18 protein-coding genes are annotated in these 19,819 nt (G+C 63.4%); 11 read left to right on the top strand and 7 right to left on the bottom strand.

Annotated elements, in window-relative coordinates; all coding sequences use genetic code 11:
- The first annotated feature begins 14 nt into the window (after positions 1–14).
- On the top strand, positions 15–2,807 hold the full coding sequence (locus AC1RQC_RS12880) for a molybdopterin-dependent oxidoreductase (protein ID WP_492883576.1): 2,793 nt from the start codon (positions 15–17) through the stop codon (positions 2,805–2,807).
- Between the two features lie 20 nt (positions 2,808–2,827).
- Here the strand turns inward: AC1RQC_RS12880 and AC1RQC_RS12875 are convergent, their stop codons facing one another.
- From AC1RQC_RS12875 to AC1RQC_RS12860, 4 genes are all read right to left on the bottom strand, one after another.
- On the bottom strand, positions 2,828–3,073 hold the full coding sequence (locus AC1RQC_RS12875) for a hypothetical protein (RefSeq protein WP_492374330.1): 246 nt from the start codon (positions 3,071–3,073) through the stop codon (positions 2,828–2,830).
- A gap of 184 nt (positions 3,074–3,257) precedes the next feature.
- Entirely contained in the window at positions 3,258–3,821 is a 564-nt protein-coding gene (locus AC1RQC_RS12870) for a TetR/AcrR family transcriptional regulator (protein WP_492374329.1), read from the bottom strand.
- 18 nt (positions 3,822–3,839) lie between these two features.
- Positions 3,840–4,241, bottom strand: a complete 402-nt coding sequence (locus tag AC1RQC_RS12865) for a nuclear transport factor 2 family protein (RefSeq protein WP_492374328.1) — start codon at positions 4,239–4,241, stop codon at positions 3,840–3,842.
- Positions 4,242–4,343: 102 nt separating this feature from the next.
- Positions 4,344–5,192 (bottom strand): alpha/beta fold hydrolase, encoded by an 849-nt coding sequence (locus AC1RQC_RS12860; RefSeq protein ID WP_492883574.1) that lies wholly within the window; start codon positions 5,190–5,192, stop codon positions 4,344–4,346.
- Between the two features lie 150 nt (positions 5,193–5,342).
- Here AC1RQC_RS12860 and AC1RQC_RS12855 point away from each other — a divergent pair, with 150 nt between their 5' ends.
- Positions 5,343–6,119 carry an SDR family oxidoreductase gene (locus AC1RQC_RS12855; protein ID WP_492883572.1) on the top strand — a complete coding sequence of 259 codons (777 nt, stop codon included), beginning with the start codon at positions 5,343–5,345 and terminating at the stop codon, positions 6,117–6,119.
- 16 nt (positions 6,120–6,135) lie between these two features.
- Here the strand turns inward: AC1RQC_RS12855 and AC1RQC_RS12850 are convergent, their stop codons facing one another.
- Positions 6,136–7,002, bottom strand: a complete 867-nt coding sequence (locus tag AC1RQC_RS12850; protein WP_492883570.1) for an SDR family NAD(P)-dependent oxidoreductase — start codon at positions 7,000–7,002, stop codon at positions 6,136–6,138.
- Between the two features lie 266 nt (positions 7,003–7,268).
- Between AC1RQC_RS12850 and AC1RQC_RS12845 the strand changes: the two genes are divergently transcribed.
- From AC1RQC_RS12845 to AC1RQC_RS12815, 7 genes are all read left to right on the top strand, one after another.
- Positions 7,269–8,831, top strand: coding sequence for a DUF1302 domain-containing protein (locus AC1RQC_RS12845; RefSeq protein WP_492374324.1), 1,563 nt, complete (start codon positions 7,269–7,271; stop codon positions 8,829–8,831).
- 55 nt (positions 8,832–8,886) lie between these two features.
- Positions 8,887–10,257, top strand: a complete 1,371-nt coding sequence (locus AC1RQC_RS12840) for a DUF1329 domain-containing protein (RefSeq protein WP_492374350.1) — start codon at positions 8,887–8,889, stop codon at positions 10,255–10,257.
- An 82-nt stretch (positions 10,258–10,339) separates the two neighbouring features.
- Positions 10,340–11,122, top strand: coding sequence for a 2-oxopent-4-enoate hydratase (dmpE, locus tag AC1RQC_RS12835; RefSeq protein WP_492374323.1), 783 nt, complete (start codon positions 10,340–10,342; stop codon positions 11,120–11,122).
- A 35-nt stretch (positions 11,123–11,157) separates the two neighbouring features.
- Positions 11,158–12,069 carry an acetaldehyde dehydrogenase (acetylating) gene (locus tag AC1RQC_RS12830; protein WP_492374322.1) on the top strand — a complete coding sequence of 304 codons (912 nt, stop codon included), beginning with the start codon at positions 11,158–11,160 and terminating at the stop codon, positions 12,067–12,069.
- 10 nt (positions 12,070–12,079) lie between these two features.
- A complete protein-coding gene (gene dmpG, locus AC1RQC_RS12825; protein ID WP_416052985.1) occupies positions 12,080–13,102 on the top strand; it encodes a 4-hydroxy-2-oxovalerate aldolase in 1,023 nt (340 codons plus the stop codon).
- A gap of 149 nt (positions 13,103–13,251) precedes the next feature.
- Positions 13,252–13,485: a type II toxin-antitoxin system Phd/YefM family antitoxin gene (locus AC1RQC_RS12820; RefSeq protein ID WP_150992282.1), complete on the top strand. Its 234-nt coding sequence runs from the start codon at positions 13,252–13,254 to the stop codon at positions 13,483–13,485.
- A complete protein-coding gene (locus tag AC1RQC_RS12815) occupies positions 13,482–13,877 on the top strand; it encodes a type II toxin-antitoxin system VapC family toxin (protein WP_492813893.1) in 396 nt (131 codons plus the stop codon). The genes AC1RQC_RS12820 and AC1RQC_RS12815 overlap by 4 nt, the downstream gene beginning before the upstream one ends.
- Positions 13,878–14,112: 235 nt before the next feature.
- On the opposite strand, the gene AC1RQC_RS12810 is transcribed toward AC1RQC_RS12815, so the two are convergent.
- The gene (locus AC1RQC_RS12810) at positions 14,113–14,769 is read right to left on the bottom strand and encodes a TetR/AcrR family transcriptional regulator (protein ID WP_492883567.1); all 657 of its coding nucleotides are present in this window, start codon (positions 14,767–14,769) and stop codon (positions 14,113–14,115) included.
- A gap of 139 nt (positions 14,770–14,908) precedes the next feature.
- Positions 14,909–15,679 carry an SDR family NAD(P)-dependent oxidoreductase gene (locus tag AC1RQC_RS12805; protein ID WP_492883565.1) on the bottom strand — a complete coding sequence of 257 codons (771 nt, stop codon included), beginning with the start codon at positions 15,677–15,679 and terminating at the stop codon, positions 14,909–14,911.
- Positions 15,680–15,935: 256 nt separating this feature from the next.
- Between AC1RQC_RS12805 and AC1RQC_RS12800 the strand changes: the two genes are divergently transcribed.
- Together AC1RQC_RS12800 and AC1RQC_RS12795 are read left to right on the top strand one after the other, a co-directional pair.
- Positions 15,936–18,227 (top strand): arylsulfatase, encoded by a 2,292-nt coding sequence (locus AC1RQC_RS12800; RefSeq protein WP_492883563.1) that lies wholly within the window; start codon positions 15,936–15,938, stop codon positions 18,225–18,227.
- Between the two features lie 493 nt (positions 18,228–18,720).
- On the top strand, positions 18,721–19,539 hold the full coding sequence (locus tag AC1RQC_RS12795) for a hypothetical protein (protein ID WP_492831110.1): 819 nt from the start codon (positions 18,721–18,723) through the stop codon (positions 19,537–19,539).
- Positions 19,540–19,819 lie beyond the last annotated feature (280 nt).

The following is a 19,819-nucleotide window of genomic DNA, read 5'->3' as shown; positions in this document are numbered from 1 at the left end:
CAGCGAGCGCTAACGTGAACCTGTCCGATATCCCCGTCATCCTCTCCACCGGTTCGCCCACCCTGCTGTCCGCCGACGCCGCAGTCACCGTCACCGATACCACCTGCCCGTATTGCGGCGTGGGCTGCGGCGTGCGCGCCACCCGCCATGCCGACGGCAGCGTCGAGGTGGCCGGCGACGCCAGCCACGGCTCCAACCAGGGCCGCCTGTGCGTGAAGGGCTCGGCGCTGGCGGAAACCGTCGGCCTGGAAGACCGCCTGCTGCACCCGCAAGTACGCGGTGCCGACGGCGCCTTGCAGCCAGTGTCCTGGGATCACGCACTGGACAAGGTCGCCCAGGGCTTCAAGGACATCATCGCCGAGCACGGCCCCGATGCCGTGGCGCTCTACGTCTCCGGCCAGTTGCTGACCGAGGATTACTACGTTGCCAACAAGCTGATGAAGGGCTTTATCGGCAGCGCCAATATCGACACCAACTCGCGGCTGTGCATGTCGTCGGCGGTGGCCGGGCACAAGCGCGCCTTTGGCGAGGACCTGGTGCCGGGCAACTACGAAGACCTGGAACTGGCCGACCTGGTGGTGCTGGTCGGCTCCAACACCGCGTGGTGCCACCCGATCCTGTTCCAGCGGCTGTTGAAAGCCAAGGAAGCCCGGCCGGAAATGAAGCTGGTGGTGATCGACCCGCGCCGCACCGCCACCTGCGAGCTGGCCGACCTGCACCTGCCTGTCAAGCCCGGCACCGACGTCTGGCTGTTCAACGGCCTGCTGCACTACCTGGCGCAGCACGGCGCGGTGGACCAGTCATTCGTCGACGCCCACACCAGCGGCCTGGACGCCGCGCTGGCGGCTGCCGGCCCGGACTGCGCCGACATCGCCAAGGTAGCCAAGGCCTGCAAGCTGGACCCTGAAGCCCTGCGCGGCTTCTACGCATTGTTCGCCGCCACGCCCAAGGTGGTGACCGGCTTCTCGCAAGGCGTGAACCAGTCGTCGGCAGGCACCGACAAGGTCAACAGCATCATCAACTGCCACCTGGCCACCGGCCGCGTGGGCCAGCCCGGCATGGGCCCCTTCTCGCTGACCGGCCAGCCCAATGCCATGGGCGGGCGCGAGGTCGGCGGCCTGGCCAATATGCTGGCGGCCCATATGGAGCTGGCCGATCCGCTGCACCGGGAAATCGTGCAATCGTTCTGGGGCTCGCCCGCCATCGCGGACAAGCCAGGCCTGAAGGCGGTGGAGCTGTTCGAGGCCATCGAGCAAGGCCGGGTCAAGGCCGTGTGGGTGATCGCCACCAACCCGGTGGTCAGCCTGCCGGATGCCGACCAGGCCCGCCGCGCGCTGGCCAAGTGCCAACTGGTGGTCAGCTCCGACATCATGCTGCGCACCGACACCAACGACGCCGCGCACGTCCTGCTGCCGGCGCTGGGCTGGGGCGAGAAGGACGGCACCGTCACCAGTTCCGAGCGCCGCATCTCGCGCCAGCGCGCCTTCCTGCCCGCGCCCGGCGAGGCCCGCGCTGACTGGCGGATCCTGTGCGACGTGGCCACGCGCATGGGCTTTGATGGATTCCGCTTTGCCGGACCGCACGAGATCTTCGACGAGCACGCGCGGCTGAGCACGTACCGGAACGCGGGCAGCAGCGATCGGGCCCACGCGCCGCGCATGTTCGACCTCGCCGGGCTGGCTGGCATGAGCCAGAAGCAATTCGACGCGCTCTCACCGGTGCAATGGCCGGTGATGGCCACGCCCCCGGGGCGCCTCACCAACGCGTCCGGCGGCACTGCCCGGCTGTTCGCCGATGGCCGTTTCGCCCACCCCGATGGCCGCGCCCGCTTTATCGCCACCGCGCCGCGCGCGCCGTTCCACGCCACCGACGACGAATTCCCTCTTGTGCTCAACACCGGCCGCGTGCGCGACCAATGGCACACCATGACCCGCACCGGCAAATCGCCCAAGCTGGCCGACCACATCGCCGAGCCCTTCGTCGACATGCATCCGCAGGACGCCCTGCTATCCGGCGTCAGCGAAGGCAAGCTGGCCCGCGTGACCACGCGCTGGGGCGCCATGGTGGCGCGGGTGCAGCACAGCGGCGGCATCCCGCGCGGCAGCGTATTCGTGCCGATCCACTGGAACAGCCAGTTCAGCTCCGACGCGCGCGTGGGCGCGCTGGTCAACCCGGTGGTGGACCCGGTCTCCGGCGAGCCCGAGTTCAAGCACACGCCGGTGCGCGTGGAAGAGTTCCGCGTGTCGTGGCATGGCTTCGTGTTGAGCCGCGAGGACCTCAAGGCGGACGAGCTGACCTACTGGACGCGCGTCCAGGGCCGCCAGTTCCAGCGCTACGAGTTCGCCGGCCGCGAGAATATCGCTGACCGCGCCGCTTGGGCCCGCCAGTTGCTCGGCATCGATGACCCCAATGCGGACTGGATCGAGTATGAAGACCGCACCGCCGGCATCTACCACGCCGGCCACGTGGTCGACGACCGCCTGCAGGCCTGCATCTACGTGTGCACGCGCCCCGAGCTACCCTCGCGCGCGTGGCTGTCCACGCTGTTCGCCAAGGACCGCCTGGAAGACGCCGATCGCATCGGCCTGCTGCTGGGCCAGCCGATGGAAAAGGGAGCGGACGCCGGCCCCACCGTGTGCTCCTGCTTTGGCGTGGGGCGCAACACCATCTGCGATGCGGTTCGCAAGCATGATCTGAAGACACCGGCCGAAGTCACCGCCTGCGTGAAGGCGGGCGGCAACTGCGGGTCCTGCGTGCCGGAGTTGAAGAAGCTGCTGGCGGAGATACGGGTGGCGGAAGTGGCTTGATCCCTGGCAGGACCGGGTGGCTACTGCGGTGGGCGATTACTCAGCAGCATCACGGCCTCGGCGCCCCGGCGCTGCCAGCAGGCATCATCGCAGTCAGTCGGCGCGGCATCCACCGCTACCCGGATATCCGTCGTGGCGGCCGATGCGCGTTCGTTCGCGCTGTCCTCCCAGGCTGGTGGCGACGCCGTGATCAGGCCAGCGGCGAAACCTACCGCCAGCACTGCGCCGGCGCCCAACAAACATGCGATGCGATTTCCAGATTTCACGACGGTCTCCTCCCGGCTTGTATTTTTTCCCACTGCCATGCTCTTGCATCGCTGCGTCGGCACGGTCTCATGCTTCAAAGGTAGGCAATGGAGCGAAAAACGTCCTCGTCCAAGCAGACTAGGGGCGATCCCGTATGCCCGTGCACGCGCCGGCAAGCCGGCAAAGCGCCAAGGCAGGCGCCAGCTAGTCCCCATAGAGTCGCAGCAGCGGCCCAACGCACCCCGCCAGATCTACCGGCGCCAGTCGCAGCGAACGGGCGCAAAGCAGGCCCCAGAGATGCGCCGCCAGCAGCACGGCCTTGTCTTGCTCGCCCAGCAACCTGCCAAGCTCGTCGCACAGCACCTTGGCACGAGCACGGATGCGGACGCTCAGGTGGCATAGCTCGCACGCAGGCGTGCAAGCGTGGTGCAGCAAGCCGAGGACGATGCCTGCATAGCGCGGCACCGCCTCGTCCTGCAGCATCGTCGCAAGCACGCGCTCCAGATCCGGGCGGGCCAGCCCCCCGCCGTTGCCGGCGAAGGCGGCAAGCCATGCGGCCAGATGCGCCTCCGCCCTCGCCATGACGGCGGCCAGCAGCTCGGCGCGGCTACGGAAGTGTCCGTAGACCGCGCCGCGTGTCATGGCGATGGCACCGGCTACCTGCTCCAGCGTGACGCATTGCACGCCCTGGCGCTCGAACAGCAACTCAGCGCTGGCCAGGATGCGCTCTCGCGTGACCGCCGCATCACACGCGCGACGTCTCACCATGGCCGCGTGGCACGTGCCTTACTGCGGATGCACGTCATCCGGCCCCCAGAAGGCGCGCATGCCGGTAATGCGCCCGTCGGCACCGAAGGTCATCACATCGGTCACGTCGATGCGAACCGGCTGCCCCTGCATCCGCACATACACGGCGAAACACAAGGCTGCGGCATTGCCGTGCGAACCCCGGGGCGCCGCCACCACTTCCAGGCGCGCGCCGAGCGACGTCGCGTGACGATAGAAGGCGAGGATGCTCTCCCGCCCGGTTATCACCGGGCCGCCAACGGGGTCCTCGATGGTCGCGTCGTCGGCAAACAGCGCCGCCACGCGCTCGGCGTCCGCGGCATTGAAAGCGGCCACGTAATCGAGCAAAGTGGCCTTCATGTCGGCGCTCTTGTTCGCGGCCATGGTCATGTCGATGGTCATTCCATTCCTCGCTGGAACAGGCTGAACAGGTTGAACGGATCTTCCATGTTGTCTCCTGCGTCTTTTACATTGCGCTGCCGCTACGCCGGCCGGACAGCCAGGCTAAACGGCGGCCTCGGCCGTATCCGCGAGGAAGGCCAGGCATTCGCGGTTGAAGTAGTCGCTGTGCTCGACCATCACCCAGTGGCCACAGCGATTGATCAGCACGAAGCGTGCATCGCGGCAACCCTGCAGGAACTTGAGGGCACCGCCGGCCGGGTTGAAGCGGTCTTCCGTGCCCCAGAAACCGAGCACCGGGCACGCGATCTGGCCCAGGCGTTCGGTCAGGTTGGGCACCTTCATGGTGGCCAGCACCTCGCGCGGCTGCTCCTTGCACACGGCCATGCGCTCGTCCACCAGCGCATCGGTAACCAGCGTGGCGTCATGCACCAGCAACTTCAGCAGCTCGCGCATGGTGTCATGGTTCATTTGCCCGCCGGTAAACAGCGACACCATCTTTTCGATGCCTTCCATGCGGAAATAGGTCTCGCGGTCCTCGACGCCGCCGGGCGCCATCATCACCAGGCGGCTGACATGCTCCGGGTAGTCCAGCGCGTATTTCAGCGCAATGGCGCCGCCCAGCGAGTTGCCCACCAGCACGCAGCGCGGCAGCTCCAGTGCCAGCAACTGCGCGCGCAGCGCGGCGACGAAGAAGTCCAGCGTGTACTCCACATCCGCCGGCTTCGATGACTGGCCGTATCCCGGCAGGTCGACCACCACGGTACGAAAACCCGCCGCGGCAAAAGCCGGTGCGTTGTGCTTGAAGTTGCTGTGACCGCTGGCGCCTGGGCCACTGCCGTGGATGAACACCACGGGCTCGCCGGCGCCGGCATCGAGGTAGTGCAGGCGCAGGCCGTCTGGCGTAGTGATGGTTTGGCCGGCTGGAATTGCGGCAGGCGACGTACTGGACATATCGGTGTCTCCCCTGTTGTCATGACGAACCCGGCCCATCATGCGCATGCGCAACGGGGCAGGCATCGTCCTTTCAGACTACGAAGCGGACCGTGGATTTCCCTAAGATCGCACTGACCAGCAAGGCAACGAGATCAAGGGAAAACAGAGATGACGGGAATCGACTTCAGCGGGAAGACGGTGTTGGTGACAGGTGGCGCGCGCGGCATTGGCCGTGGCATCGCCGAGGGTTTCCTGGCAGCAGGTGCCCGCGTGTTCATCTGCGGGCGCACTCCACCCGAGACTGCCGAGGGGCAGTCCCGTCAGGCGGAGTTCATCACAGCCGACATCCGCGACGCCGAGCAGGTGGAGGCCCTGCTGAGCCGGATCGTGGACAGCACCGGCTCGCTCGATATCGTGATCCACAATGCCGGCGGCGCGCCCTTCGCGCTCGCTGCCGACGCCTCTGTGCGCCTGCTGGAATCGATCATCCGCCTGAACCTGGTGGCGCCGCTGCAGCTGGCGCAGCGCGCCAACGCACGCATGCAAACCCAGGCCAGTGGTGGCACGCAGATCTTCATCAGCAGCGTCAGCGCGCTGCGGCCCTCCCCCGGCACCGCCGCCTACGGCGCGGCCAAGGCGGGCATCCTGAGCGCGGTCCGCTCGTTAGCGGTGGAATGGGCCCCGCGCGTGCGGGTCACGGCCGTCAGTCCAGGCCTGGTGCTGACCGAAACCGCGCAGCAGCAACACTACGGCGATGCGGCCGCGCTCCAGCGGGTGGCCGATACCGTGCCGCTCGGCCGCCTTGCCGCCCCGCGCGACATCGCCGACGCCTGCCTGTTCCTGGCCTCGCCGCATGCCGCATACGTCTCGGGCGCCAACCTGGTCATCGACGGCGGCGGCGAGCGTCCGGCCTTCCTCGAGGCGGCAATCCATCAAGGCGGCTGACTCGCCCCGCGCGCACCTACTCGACCTTGGCCGGATGCGCCTGCACCGGCCCGCCCAGCACCGAGCGGTAGGAAACGGGCGCTTTGCCGTCGATATCGCGTATGCCGTACTCCTGCGCGACCTCGGCGCTGATCAGCACCTGGCCGGATTTCTCCATGACGGCGGCATCACCATGCAAGGCGAGTATGACCTTGCCGGTGAACTCGGGGCTCTCCGCGCTCGGCGCAAAGGCAGCGTATTTGCCGGGCTCGCGCTCCCAGACCCGCATGGTGCGCTCGGTGCGCAGCGGGCCCATCCAGACCGATACCGCAGCCACGCCGTACGGGCGCAGGTCGACCGCCATGTCCTTGGCGAACTTGTCCACGCCGGCCTTCTGCGCGCCGTAGGCCGGGCCGTGCATATAGCAGTTCGCGCCGAAGGACGACGTGAACGCCATCAATCCGCGCCCGCCAGCGACCATCAAGGGCGCTGCATGCCAGCTCGCCACATAGGCCGAGCGCAGGCCCACGTCGAGGATGTCCACCAGGGCCAGCGGCTTTTCCCAGAAGCCGCCCGGCTCGATCAGTTCGTCGTGCAGGAAGGTAGCGTTGTTCACCAGGATGTCCAGCCGCCCTGATTCGTCGCCCACCTGCTCGAACAGCCTGCGCACCTGCGCATCGTCGCGATGGTCACAGGCCACCGCGATGCCCTTGCCGCCGCGCGCATCGATCTCGCGCGCGGTCTCATGGATGGTGCCAGGCAACGGCGCTTCACCGTTGCGCTCGGTGCGCCCGGTGACGTACACCGTCGCGCCGGCTTGCGCCAGTGCCAGCGCGATGCCCTTGCCCGCGCCACGCGAGCCGCCCGTGACCACCGCAACGATGGATCCCTTTTCACTGTGCATCGCATTCCTCCTCCGTGATTCCCGCGCCGCGATCTCACCGCGCGGGGCGATGCCCGACGCTATCGCGCATGCCGCCGCGCCTCATCCTCCGTTCGGACTAGCCGCTCGTGCACGCGCAGGAACGCGCGGTCCTAGGGGAAACCGTCTAGTCCGTTCTGACGATTCCGCGCCCTCCCTCGCTCATTACGCTTCCCATCAAAGAAGAAGCCACGGGACATGCCAGTCAATGCATCACCGCGCATCACCAAAACCATAGGAGGAGACAAGTGCAGACTTCAAGAACCAGTTCACCGCATCGCACACGCAGGCTACGGCCAGCCGCCATCGTTTCGGCCATCGCCGCGGCGATCACGCCGTCGGCCTGGGCCGGCAACACCATCGATCTCGGCAACGATACGTCGCTGAATTACTCTTTTACCGCCACCTACGGCGCAGCGGTCCGCACTGGCGGGCAGAGCGGCGCGCTGCTGTCGCCGTCCAACATCAACGGCGACGATGGCGACCGCAACTTCAAGCGCGGCGACATGATCGCTAACCGCGCCACCGTGCTTGGCGAGGCCAATCTCCAGCGCGGCGATTTTGGTGCGTTCTTTCGCGGCAGTGTGTTCTACGACCAGGCATATCGCACCTCCAATTCCAACAATGCACCCGCCACCGTCAACCACTCCGGCCCTTTCAACGAGTTTACGGATTCCGCGCGCTACTACAACGGCCAGCGGGCTCAGTTGCTGGATGCCTACGCCTATGGCGCCTTCAACATCGACACCACTCGTTTGAACGTCAAGCTGGGCAACCAAGTCGTGGCATGGGGCGAGAGCCTGTTCTTCCCCAACATCGCTGGCGCGCAGGGGCCAGCAGACGCCACCAAGTCGTTTGTACCGGGGGCAGAGGTCAAGGATATCCTGCTGCCGGTGCCGCAAGCTTCATTACAGTGGGAGGTGAATCCGAACTTCAGCCTGCTTGGTTATTACCAGTTCACCTACAAGTCCAACCAACTCAACCCCGCTGGCGCGTACTTCAGCACCACTGACGTGGTTGGACCGGGTGCCCAATTCATCATCGGCCCGGGTGGCAGACAGATCCCGCGCGGTTCGGATATCAACCCTCCAGACTCCGGCCAATGGGGCATAGGTACTCGCTTTCGCGCGTTCGACGCCGAGTTTGGTTTGTACCAATTGCGCTACCACGACAAGAATCCGAATGTCGTGACAACCCTGTTCCCGACGCTGCAGTATCAGCAGAAGTTTTTCAGCGGCATCAATCTGACTGGCGCAAGCTTCTCGACGCAATTTCTCGGCGCCAACGTGGCGGGTGAAGTCAGCTACAAAGACGGCGTGCCAATCCTGGTGAATGTCAACGGCGCTGCCACCGCAACGCGCGGCCAGGCAGTCCAGGGCCAGATGTCGGCCATTTACTCCATCGGACCGACATTCCTCGCCAGCTCCCAGAGCCTGGTGGGCGAAATCGCCTACCTGCATGTGCTTAGCGTCACGCCGGTCAATGGCTTCAGCACGCTCACCAACACCAGGAACTCGGCGGCCCTGCAGCTTGGCTGGTCGCTCGCCTATCTCAATATCTTTAACGGCTGGGACATGACGGTGCCGCTTACGTATGCGCATGAATTCAGCGGAAAGGCGGCCGTGGCCGGCGCCTTCGGTTCGCTGACCGGGTATGGTGACCGCCGCGCGAGCGTCGGCGTGACCTTCAAGTATTTGAACAACCTCGAACTGAATCTGACATACGCGATGTTCCTGGGCACGGCGAACATTGTTAATCGACCGTTGGCCGACCGCAGCTATGCGGCATTCAATGCGAAATATTCGTTTTGACCTGGCAGCGATACCACGCGCAAGCGCCAGATTTCTCTAAAGGAGTGAGACCGTGATGCGACAGCATAGAAATCTTTTGATCCGTAGCACGCTGCTGGCCAGCAGCGTGCTGCTGGCGGCAGCCTCGTACGCCGCGGTAACGCCGGACGAACTCAAGCAACTCGATGGAAACCTGACCCCGATGGGCGCCGAGCGCGCCGCCAGCAAGGACGGGCAGATCCCCGCCTGGGGCGGGAAATGGCTGGGCGCACCGCCCGGAGTGCAGTGGAAGCGGGGAGAGCGCTACCCTGATCCTTACGCCAGCGAAAAGCCGGTCGTGGTGATCACCGCGCAGAACATGGCAAAGTACGCCGATCACTTGAGCGACGGCGAAAAGGCTCTGTTCAAGAAGTATCCGGATACCTTCAGGATGCCGGTATATCCGACCCATCGCGACTTCCGCTACGACGATACGATCTACAAGAACATCCGCACCTACGCGCCCGGCACCCGCATGACGGCCGACGGTAACGGACTGAAGGATGCACCCCCTATCGTCCCCTTCCCGATCCCGAAGAGCGGCCTCGAACTGATGTGGAACCTGCGCTACTCCCCGTCGATGAATACCGAATCCGCCACCTACGACCAGGCAGCCGTATACGGCGACGGCAACATCGCCTGGGGCCGTGTCCGTTATTCGATCCTTTCGCCGCGAAATGGCGCCAACTTCGACCTCAAGAGCGACACCAGGGGCTTTTTCCGTACGGCGACCGACCTGCCCCTGCGCGACCGAGGCATGCTGTCTGTCGGACACGAATTCTATGACAAGGAAGGCTCCGATACCCGCCGCGCGTGGCAATACAACCCCGGTACGCGGCGCGTACGGCAGGCCCCGGAATTTGGCTTCGATCAGCCCTCCGGCGCAGGCGGAATCCGCACGCTCGACGACGACCGCCTGTTTAACGGCTCGGGTGAACGCTACAACTGGAAGATTGTCGGCAAGAAGGAAATCTACGTGCCGTACAACAACTACAAGCTGATGAGCCCGGCCAAGTACCAGGACATCTTAGGCAAAGGCCACCTCAACCCGGACTATATGCGCTATGAAATGCATCGCGTATGGGTCCTGGAAGCCACCCTCAAGGAGGGCTTCCGGCATCAGTACGCCAAGCGGGTGCTTTACCTGGACGAGGACAGCTGGACCGCCCTCGCTGCAGACAATTATGATGCGCGCGGCCAGTTGTGGCGAACCAACCTGGCGGCAACCGTCTATGCCTATGACGCACGAAACCTCTACCCGACCACAACCACATATCATGACTTGATCTCGGGTGCGTATCTCGCCGACCGCCTGACCAACGAGGGGCCTATGCCGGTGCTCAACAACAGCCCCGAGTTCAACGAGACCTACTTTTCGCCCGACGCGGCGCGAGGTGCTGGACACTGACCGCACGCCTTCATTCGCCCCCTTCCCGCCATGGCCAGGGGGCGAATTTCATCGCATTGCCCCCTTAACATCGAGCCTGACCATGGATCCCGAACTGATCGCCGAATTCGGCGATGAACTTCATCGAGCCCTGACAGCCCGCGTGCCAGTCGTCCCCTTGAGCGGACGTGGCCACCCGCTCACGGTGCGCGATGCCTATCACATCCAGCAGCATTTCGTTGCGCAGCGGCTGGCACAAGGCGACCGCGTCAGCGGCAAGAAAATCGGCGTTACCAGTTTGCCCGTGCAGCAGATGCTGGACGTGCACCAGCCCGACTTCGGCATGCTGCTGGCCAGCATGGAATATCCAGACGGCAAGGCCATTCCCGCAAGCACGCTGATCCAGCCACGCGCCGAAGGCGAGATTGCCTTCTTCCTCAAACGAGACCTGCGCGGCCCCGGTGTGACCCGCGCAGATGTGCTGGCCGCCACCGAGGCGGTCTCAGCCTGCTTCGAGATCGTAGATTCACGCATCACCGACTGGCGCATCCGTATTCAGGACACCGTGGCGGACAACGCCTCTTGTGGCGTCTACGTGCTTGGCGAGGAGCGCGTGAGCCCGGCCGGCCTCGACCTTGCCGCCTGCACCATGGCGCTTGAAAAGAACGGCGTTGTTGTCGCTACAGGCCAGGGCAGCGCCGCCCTCGGCCATCCCGCCGAAGCGGTGGCCTGGCTGGCCAACACGCTCGGCGAACTCGGCATTCCACTGCTTGCCGGCGAGACCATTCTTTCCGGCTCCCTTGCGGCGCTGATTCCGGTCGCTGCCGGCGACCGTCTGCGACTGCGCATCGACGGGATCGGCACGTGCAGCACCGAATTCGCCTGAACTCCCTCACACCCTCAAACCAAGCAAAGAGCCCCATGGCAAAAATCAAGTGCGCCCTGATCGGCCCCGGCAATATTGGCACTGATCTGCTTTACAAGCTGCGCCGCAGCACCATCCTGGAACCCGTCTGGATGGTTGGCGTCGACCCGAATTCGGATGGCCTCGCCCGGGCCCGCGAACTGGGCCTGAAGACGACCGACCAGGGCCTCGATGGCCTGCTGCCGCACCTGGCCGCCGACGACATCCGCATCGCTTTCGATGCGACCTCGGCCTACGTGCACCGCGAGCACTCTGACCAGCTCACCGCGCGCGGCGTGCGCGTGATCGACCTGACCCCGGCGGCCATCGGCCCATTCTGCGTGCCGCCGGTCAACCTCGACGAACATCTTGGCAGCAATGCGATGAACGTCAATATGGTCACCTGCGGCGGCCAGGCGACCATTCCCATGGTGTATGCGGTGTCGCGCGTGCAGGCGGTGGCCTATGGCGAGATCGTCGCCACCGTTTCCTCGCGCTCGGTCGGGCCCGGCACGCGCCGGAACATCGACGAGTTCACCCGCACCACCGCCGGCGCCATCGAGCAGGTGGGCGGCGCGCGGCAGGGCAAGGCCATCATCGTCATCAACCCGGCCGAGCCTCCGCTCATCATGCGCGACACCATCCACTGCCTGACCGAGGACGAGCCGGACGTGGAGGCCATCACGGCGTCGGTCCACGACATGATTGCCGAGGTGCGGCAATACGTGCCCGGCTACACGCTCAAGAACGGCCCTGTCTTCGACGGCAAGCGCGTCTCCATCTTCATGGAAGTCGAGGGCCTGGGCGACTACCTGCCCAAGTACGCCGGCAATCTCGACATCATGACCGCCGCCGCCGCGCGCACCGCCGAGCGCATCGGCGCCGCCATGCTGCGCGGCGCGTTGCCCGCCATGGCCACTACCGCATAAGGAGCCCGATATGAACCAACGCATTACCGTGCATGACATGACCCTGCGCGACGGCATGCACCCGAAGCGCCACCAGATCTCGCTCGATCAGATGAAAACGATCGCCCGCGGGCTGGACGACGCGGGCGTGCCGCTGATCGAGGTGACCCATGGCGACGGCCTGGGCGGTGCCTCGGTCAACTACGGCTTTCCCGCGCATAGCGACGAGGAATACCTGCAAGCCGTGCTGGGCGAACTGAAGCAAGCCAAGGTCTCCGCCCTGCTGCTGCCCGGCATCGGCACCATCGACCACCTGCGCATGGCGCATGAACTGGGCGTGCACACCATCCGCGTAGCCACCCACTGCACCGAGGCCGATGTCTCCGAGCAGCATATCGGCATGGCGCGCAAGCTTGGCATGGACACCGTGGGCTTCCTGATGATGGCGCACATGGCGCCGGCAGCGACGCTGGTGGAACAGGCGCTGCTGATGGAGTCCTATGGCGCGAACTGCCTCTACATCACCGATTCGGCGGGGCATATGCTGCCGCACGACGTCACCGCCAAGCTGACTGCCGTGCGCCAGGCGCTCAAGCCGGAAACCGAGCTGGGCTTCCACGGCCACCACAACCTGGCCATGGGAATTGCCAACTCGCTGGCAGCCGTGGCCTGTGGCGCCACCCGCATCGACGCGGCAGCCGCCGGGCTGGGCGCGGGCGCCGGCAATACGCCGATGGAAGTCTTCGTGGCGGTCTGCGAGCGCATGGGCATCGAGACCGGCGTGGACGTGTTCCGCATCGCCGACGTGGCCGAAGACCTGGTGGTGCCCATCATGGACCAGCCGATCCGCATCGACCGCGATGCGCTCACGCTGGGCTACGCCGGCGTGTACTCGTCCTTCCTGCTGTTCGCCAAGCGCGCCCAGGCCAAGTACGGCATTCCCGCGCGCGAAATCCTGGTCGAACTGGGGCGCCAGCGCCTGGTGGGCGGGCAGGAAGACATGATCGAGGACACCGCCATGACGCTGGCGCGGGAGCGTGGGTTGCTGGCTTGACGGGACGCGGCGGCACCCGCACTTGCCCTCGCCACCTACCGTGGCCAGGGCAGATGCCTGTTTCATCACCCGCCGTCAAAAGAAGGCTCAAGTCTGCCGGTCATCTTGGCTTAGAATATATGACTATAGACATATGACCAGGAGCAGAGATGGAGAAGCAAGTCTCGAAATCGGACTTCAAGGCACATGCGCTGGAGTACTTCCGCCAGGTTGAGGACTCGGGCGAACCGCTGGTGGTGACCAATCACGGCAAGCCGGTTCTCGAGGTCCGGCCATATCGGAGTACTTCGCGTAGCCCGTTGGCAATCCTGCGCGATTCCGTGGTGCGCTACAACGCACCGACCGAGCCGGTGGACGCCGATGATTGGGAAGCGGCGCAGTGATCGTCCTGGACACGCACACGCTAGTCTGGTGGGTGAGTCGCGATCCGCTGCTGAGCAGGAAGGCGAAGGCGAGCATCGAGAAGGAACTGGACGGCGGCCAGATACTCGTCTCATCGATTTCCGCATGGGAAATCGCAGCACTGGTGGCACGCGAGCGCCTTGTTCTATCAATGGATGCGGCCAGCTGGTTCGCCACCGTGGGGCAAATTGAAGCCGTACGCGTAGTGCCTGTGGATACCGAGATCGCCATCAAATCGGTAGAACTTCCGGGCGTATTCCACAAGGATCCCGCCGACCGCATGATCGTGGCCACCGCGCGCAAGTTCTCCGTGCCGCTGGTGACGAAGGACGAGAAGATCCGCGCCTACCCGCACGTCAAGACAATCTGGTAACGGCTCCCGTAACCGGCCGGACGCTGTGCCGTAGAACAGCGCCGGCCAAATGCAGCAGGCTGCGACTGGCCAGCCCGCCGCAGCCGTCAATCCTGGCCCTCAAACACGCGGCCTGCGATTAGGCTGACTAGCCTGAAGCGCTCACCCCTGGTGGCGGCACACGCGCGTACGGTACTACCGTATTCGATCGCCGCCACCGTTGCCTGCCATGTCGGACAAAACCCGATGTGCCGCCTTAACTGTGCAAGCTGGTTGGCGCCGCAAGCCCGCCACAAAGAAACTCGATCAGAATCTCCACGTGGTTCCACAGAAGCTGATCCCGCGGCGGCTTGCCTGGAGATATCAGCGCTTGGGGACGAGCGGATATTTCGGCGAGACTATGGAGCATCGCATGGGAACAGACAATCAGGCGCGACCTGAGCACTTCCATAGGGATTTCGGGCAGGATGCGCTGGAGCATTGCAACCAAGGCGGCGGCGTTGCCCCCAAACGACTGCTCGAATATCTCGGCGATCTTCGGGTTGCGGTCCGTATGGAGGCGCGCCAAAAACTGAACATAGCGTGCACCCGCACTGCCCTCTTCAATGATTTTCCTGGCAAGCGGGATAACAAGTATTTCCACAACGCCGCGCAGCGTGACCTGCGGCTGCGCCTGAAGTGAAGCGTACATTTCACGGCGTTGTGCCATCAACGGCATCATATGGCGTTCCAGCAGCGCGTCCACCACCTTATCCAGTCCGCCGAAGTGATAGTGGAGAATACCGGCGCTAACGCCAGCCGCTGCGTTGATGCTGCGGGCCGACACGCCGTCCACGCCATACCTGGCCATCAGCTCTTCGGCCGCCAGCAGAATGCGTTCCCGGGCCTCGCCTTTTACAGTAGGAGATGTCATCGATTACAAGTAGTACGGGATGCCGCCTGCCCCGCTGGGGGCGATTGGCCAATGACGCCAATACCCCCAGCGAAACAGCGCGGCAGGGCACGACTCAATGAATGTGGCGCCCGATTATACGTTCAGCACTACTGCCGACTCACATACGCTGCGATGAGATGTTGCCGCCATCCACCACGATCTCCGCCGCAGTGATGTAGCTCGCCTCGTCCGACAATAGGAAGCGCGCAACGCGGCCGATCTCCTCCGGCTGTCCCAGTCGGCTGAGGAGAATGCGGCGCTCGAAGGTTCCTGCCGGCAAACTGTCCACGGCGGGTTGGAGCATTGGCGTCAAGATCTGGCCCGGGGAAATCGCGTTGATGCGGATGTTATCGCGCCCAAGGCCGTCCGCCAGCGACCGGATCAGTGACAACATGCCGCCTTTCGCCGCGCTGTAGATGGGGTTGATGTGATTGCCCAAGGTGGCGTTGATTGACGCGATGCCGACCACCGCAGACCCCGGATTGGCGCGCAGATCCGGCAACAACGCCTGCACCAGCAGTGCAAATGCGCGGAGGTGAACATGGATGCCAGCATCCCATTTTTCCGGAGTGATGCCTTCGAGCGACCCGGTATCGACCGTGCCCGCCGCGTGGAGCAAGCCACCGATCCGGGGCAATACCGCGCGGGTTGCGTTCAGCGCAACCCGCAGCGCGCCGGGATCGCACAGGTCGACGCCAACACCAACCGCCGCAACGCCAAATTCCTTGGCAATCTCCGATGCTCGGTTTTGTGCCTTTTCTGCCTGAATGTCCCACAGCGCGACGTCGCGGCCTACGGCGGCCAATGCTCGGGCCGAGGCAAGCCCAAGCCCAGACGCTCCACCGGTGACGATCACGGCTGTATTGGGTGACGCGAGTAACGATTCCATTGGGGGTCTCCTGTCAAGATGGTTTGAGTGATCGAATGAGTCTGGCAACAGAGACTTTTGAGTCAAAGGCGCCGAGCAGCGTGCAATCGGCGACCGTAGCCGGCGAAATTTTGTCTTGACGACGGTCCACGGCGCTTGCTAAATTCCATTCGAACATTTGATTCAATCGAATGCTCAGAAATTTTGGCACACGCCCACGCGAAAGCGCAATAGGCATCGACGAGAACGAAAAAAACAGGAGACGCGGGAAATCATCATGAACAGACTACGCAAGCGTTTGGCCACGGCGTTGTGCCTGGCCCTAAGTTGTGCCGCGACCGGTTTTGGCTGGGCTGCCAGCAACGAGGTGCAGCCTGGCGATACCCCGCCAGTCGTGCCGTTGCTGCACGCGCCGGCCGGTGCGCCAAATGTGGTAGTGGTCTTGCTTGACGACGTAGGCTTCGGTGCGGCCTCCACCTTTGGCGGACCGGCCAAGACGCCGGCGATGGATGGCCTGGCCCGTGAGGGCTTGAGCTATAACCGATTTCATACCACTGCGGTGTGCTCGCCGACACGCGCCTCGCTACTCACAGGCCGCAATCCCCACGCAGCCGGTGTCGGCGCAGTGCTGAACTCGCCAAGCAGTTATCCGGGTTATCGTGGGGTTCTGCAAAAGGACTCCGCAACCATCGCCGAACTGTTGCGTCAACAGGGCTACAGCACTGCGGCCTTTGGCAAATGGCATTTGACACCCGATTGGGAAGCATCACAGGTCGGTCCCTTTGACCGTTGGCCGACCGGCCAGGGATTCGAAAAATTCTATGGATTTATCGGCGCCGAAACCGATCAGTTCAATCCTTCGCTATACGATGGCACCACGCCAGTCCTAAGGACAGCCTCGAAGGACTACACCCTGAACGAAGACCTGTCGACACGCGCCATCAACTGGATGCATGCGCAACACTCGATCGCACCCGACAAGCCGTTCTTCGTCTACTTCGCCCCAGGTGGCACCCATGCTCCGCTCCAGGCACCCAGGGCATGGATCGAGAAATACCGTGGCAAGTTTGACAAGGGCTGGGACGATATGCGGCTGGAGATTCTGGCCCGGCAAAAGTCCCTTGGCGTCGTACCGCAGGATACAAAGCTGACTCCGCGGCCGGATGAACTCCCCGCCTGGGAAAGCCTCAGCACAGACCAGAAGCGGGTCGCCGCACGGTTAATGGAAGTCTACGCAGGGTACCTCGCACATACCGATGCACAGATTGGCCGCCTGGTGCAATCATTGAAGGAGAGCGGCCAGTTTGACAACACGCTGTTTATCTACGTGATGGGGGACAACGGGGGAAGCCTTGAAGGCGGCATCCACGGCGGGGATAGCTACATGGGTAGATTGCAAGGCATGCCTGAGACACCGGCTGCCGATCTGGTGAAGCGCCTCGACAGCCTGGGCGGCCCGGACAGCTATGTGCAGTATCCAGCCGGTTGGGCTTGGGCCATGAGTTCTCCCCTGCCATGGGCCAAGACGGTTGCTTCGCACCTGGGCGGAATTCGTAACGGTATGGTGGTTTCCTGGCCTGCACGAATCCGGGATCACGGTGGTCTGCGCAGCCAGTTCTCTCATGTGAACGATCTGGCGCCAACCATTCTTGAGGCGGCGGGACTGAAGGCCCCGGCAGATGTCAATGGCGTCAAGCAACGTCCAATGGACGGCACGAGCCTGCTCTATAGCTTCGCCGATAAAAATGCGCCGGAGAAGCACACTACGCAGTACTTCGAAGTATTCGGCAACCGCTCGATCTATCACGATGGCTGGTTGGCTTCGGCCCGGCACAAGGACCGAGACCCGTGGGCGAGCACATGCCAGGGCAAACGGCTCGCCGACGACACCTGGAGTCTCTTCAACCTGAACGAGGACTTCAGCCAGTCCACCGATCTGGCGGCCAGATTGCCGGAGAAACTCAAGGAGATGCAGGCGTTGTTTCTGGCAGAGGCAGCAAAGAATCAAGTACTACCGTTGCAGGATACGGCCTGCTCCCGCACGCCTCTGCCCAACTTGACTGGTAAGCGCACGGAGTTCAGCTACTTCGCGGGAGCGGTGGGCATCCCTGAAGCTGAAGCGCCAGCGATCAAGAACCGCTCGTACAGCATCGTGGCCACGGTGGATGTTCCCAAGGGCGGCGCCCATGGTGTCATTGCCACCATGGGTGGCACTACCGCGGGCTGGTCCCTTTACCTTAACGATGAGGGCAAGCCCGTCTACGTGCAGAAAGTGTTCGATGTGGCGCGCATGGAGATTACGGGTAGCAAGCCGCTGCAACCGGGGAGGAACGTTGTGCAGTTCGACTTCGCTTACGAGGGAACAGGTTATGCCAAGGGCGGCACCGGCACGCTTCTGGTGAACGGAACGGCGGTAGGCAGTGGCCATCTGCCGGTCACCACGCCAGGCTTCTTCTCTCCTGACGAGACCTTTGACGTTGGCATGGATACCGGCTCGCCAGCCGGACGTTACACCGTCGGTTATCCGTTTAACGGCGCCATCGAACGAGTGGATATCCGCCTGCGCTGAGCCCCCTCCACCCGGGTCTCGCCGACCCCGTCATGGGTAAGGCGAGGCCCGCCAGCAATAGATGGCAGACCTCTATGCCTTGACCTTCGACGATATCGTGGGCTTCCTGGCACTATTGGGAAAGTAATTGATCCTTTCGGAAAAACCTCACCTACAGGCCGATTATCATTTCTCCTGCCAAACATCGGGGATTTCCGAATCCATTCTGCGGTATTTCCGTGAGGCAATACCGCAGATGTTCTCACCCGGTCGAGCAGCCCTCGCTCGGCGCTGCGGCACTCTTCGAGGATACGGCAATGCCACAGGACGGCATCGAGCCGGTACGTCGGATGTGTAAGTGGATTGTGGCTGGCGGACGAGCAAGGCATAGAGAAGATCGAACGGTTGAATGATGTGGTACACCTGCTCTTTCCCCACACAACCTATTGGTACATCAACCTGTAATGGTGGTGCGGTAAAAAACTAGTCTCCCGCTCCCCAATTAGAGGTTCTCTTGTCTACACGCCGCAAATTTCTTCTTTCCACTTCGACCGCAGTAACGCTCCCGCTGCTGACAACAGCTCTGAGTGCTTGTGGTGGCAGTGACGCCGCTGTCACAGATGTTCCGACAATGTCCGACACTGAACTCAAGAGGCAGATGATTGGAAAGCTGACGACGGAACTGACCGATGCGTCGATCGCCAATGTCATTCAGCCTTACCTGATGGACATCGGCTTCACCTGGGATCTACCAACAATTCCGGCGGCACAGGTCGATCGAATTGTTGCCTACAGCTTTGGAAACAGGCCCAACGCTGCCAGTGGAAACACCTCCAGTAATGGCGCCAACCAAGCCGCACTGCCTGATCCTGGCCCTATCAATGAGTCACTCGCAGATGCGGTGTACAAGATCTACCAGATGAAGCCGGTTAAGGTATACGCGCAATGGGAAATTGCACGGTTTCTGACATCAAAATACCAACTGCCTGACCTCCATTCGGTCGAGCCCGTTATCGCGGCGGATGGCTCTATTACCTACCTGAGTACCGATGGCGTGGCAGCCGCGATTGTCGCGCTTGAGGGTACAGCGACAGCAATGGGTAAAGTGGCCGTCGTTGGTCACCGGGATCATGCGAAGCGATGCATACAGACGTCCAAAGCGCGCGGCATGGACGCTTACGCGGCGCAGGAAGTTGCCCTGCCGTTGAATTATGACCCACAGTCAGGGCAGGCCTGGACTCGGCGCCGCGATCTCTACCTGGTGCACGACATGTATGCGCAATTTACGATTCTTCGCACGAGTCTGATTGCCGCGAACTATCCCAACGGATAGTGTTCGTAGGCAGATTGGCATCGCCATAGTGACCAGGCGTTCGTCGCGTCGCGGACCTGAACGACGAGGCACGGCTAATGCTGTCGATGTGATCACGGACGGAGGCCGGTTTGCCTAAATACGCCCGGCACCAAAGGAAGGCGCTCCGCTTTTTGTCGAGATGGAGCGCTAGAGATAGCCACATTGATCTGTCGCCGGATTCTTACTGGGGTGACTTGATCACCGGCGACGAAGTTACCTTGAGCGGCTGGGATGCCCCTTGCGAATGCGGGCGCAGCGG

The organism is Cupriavidus sp. GW822-FHT03E04 (genome assembly GCF_058801495.1).
The sequence above is the reverse complement of the archived record's forward strand: the minus strand, read 5'-3'. Positions and strand labels throughout refer to the sequence as shown.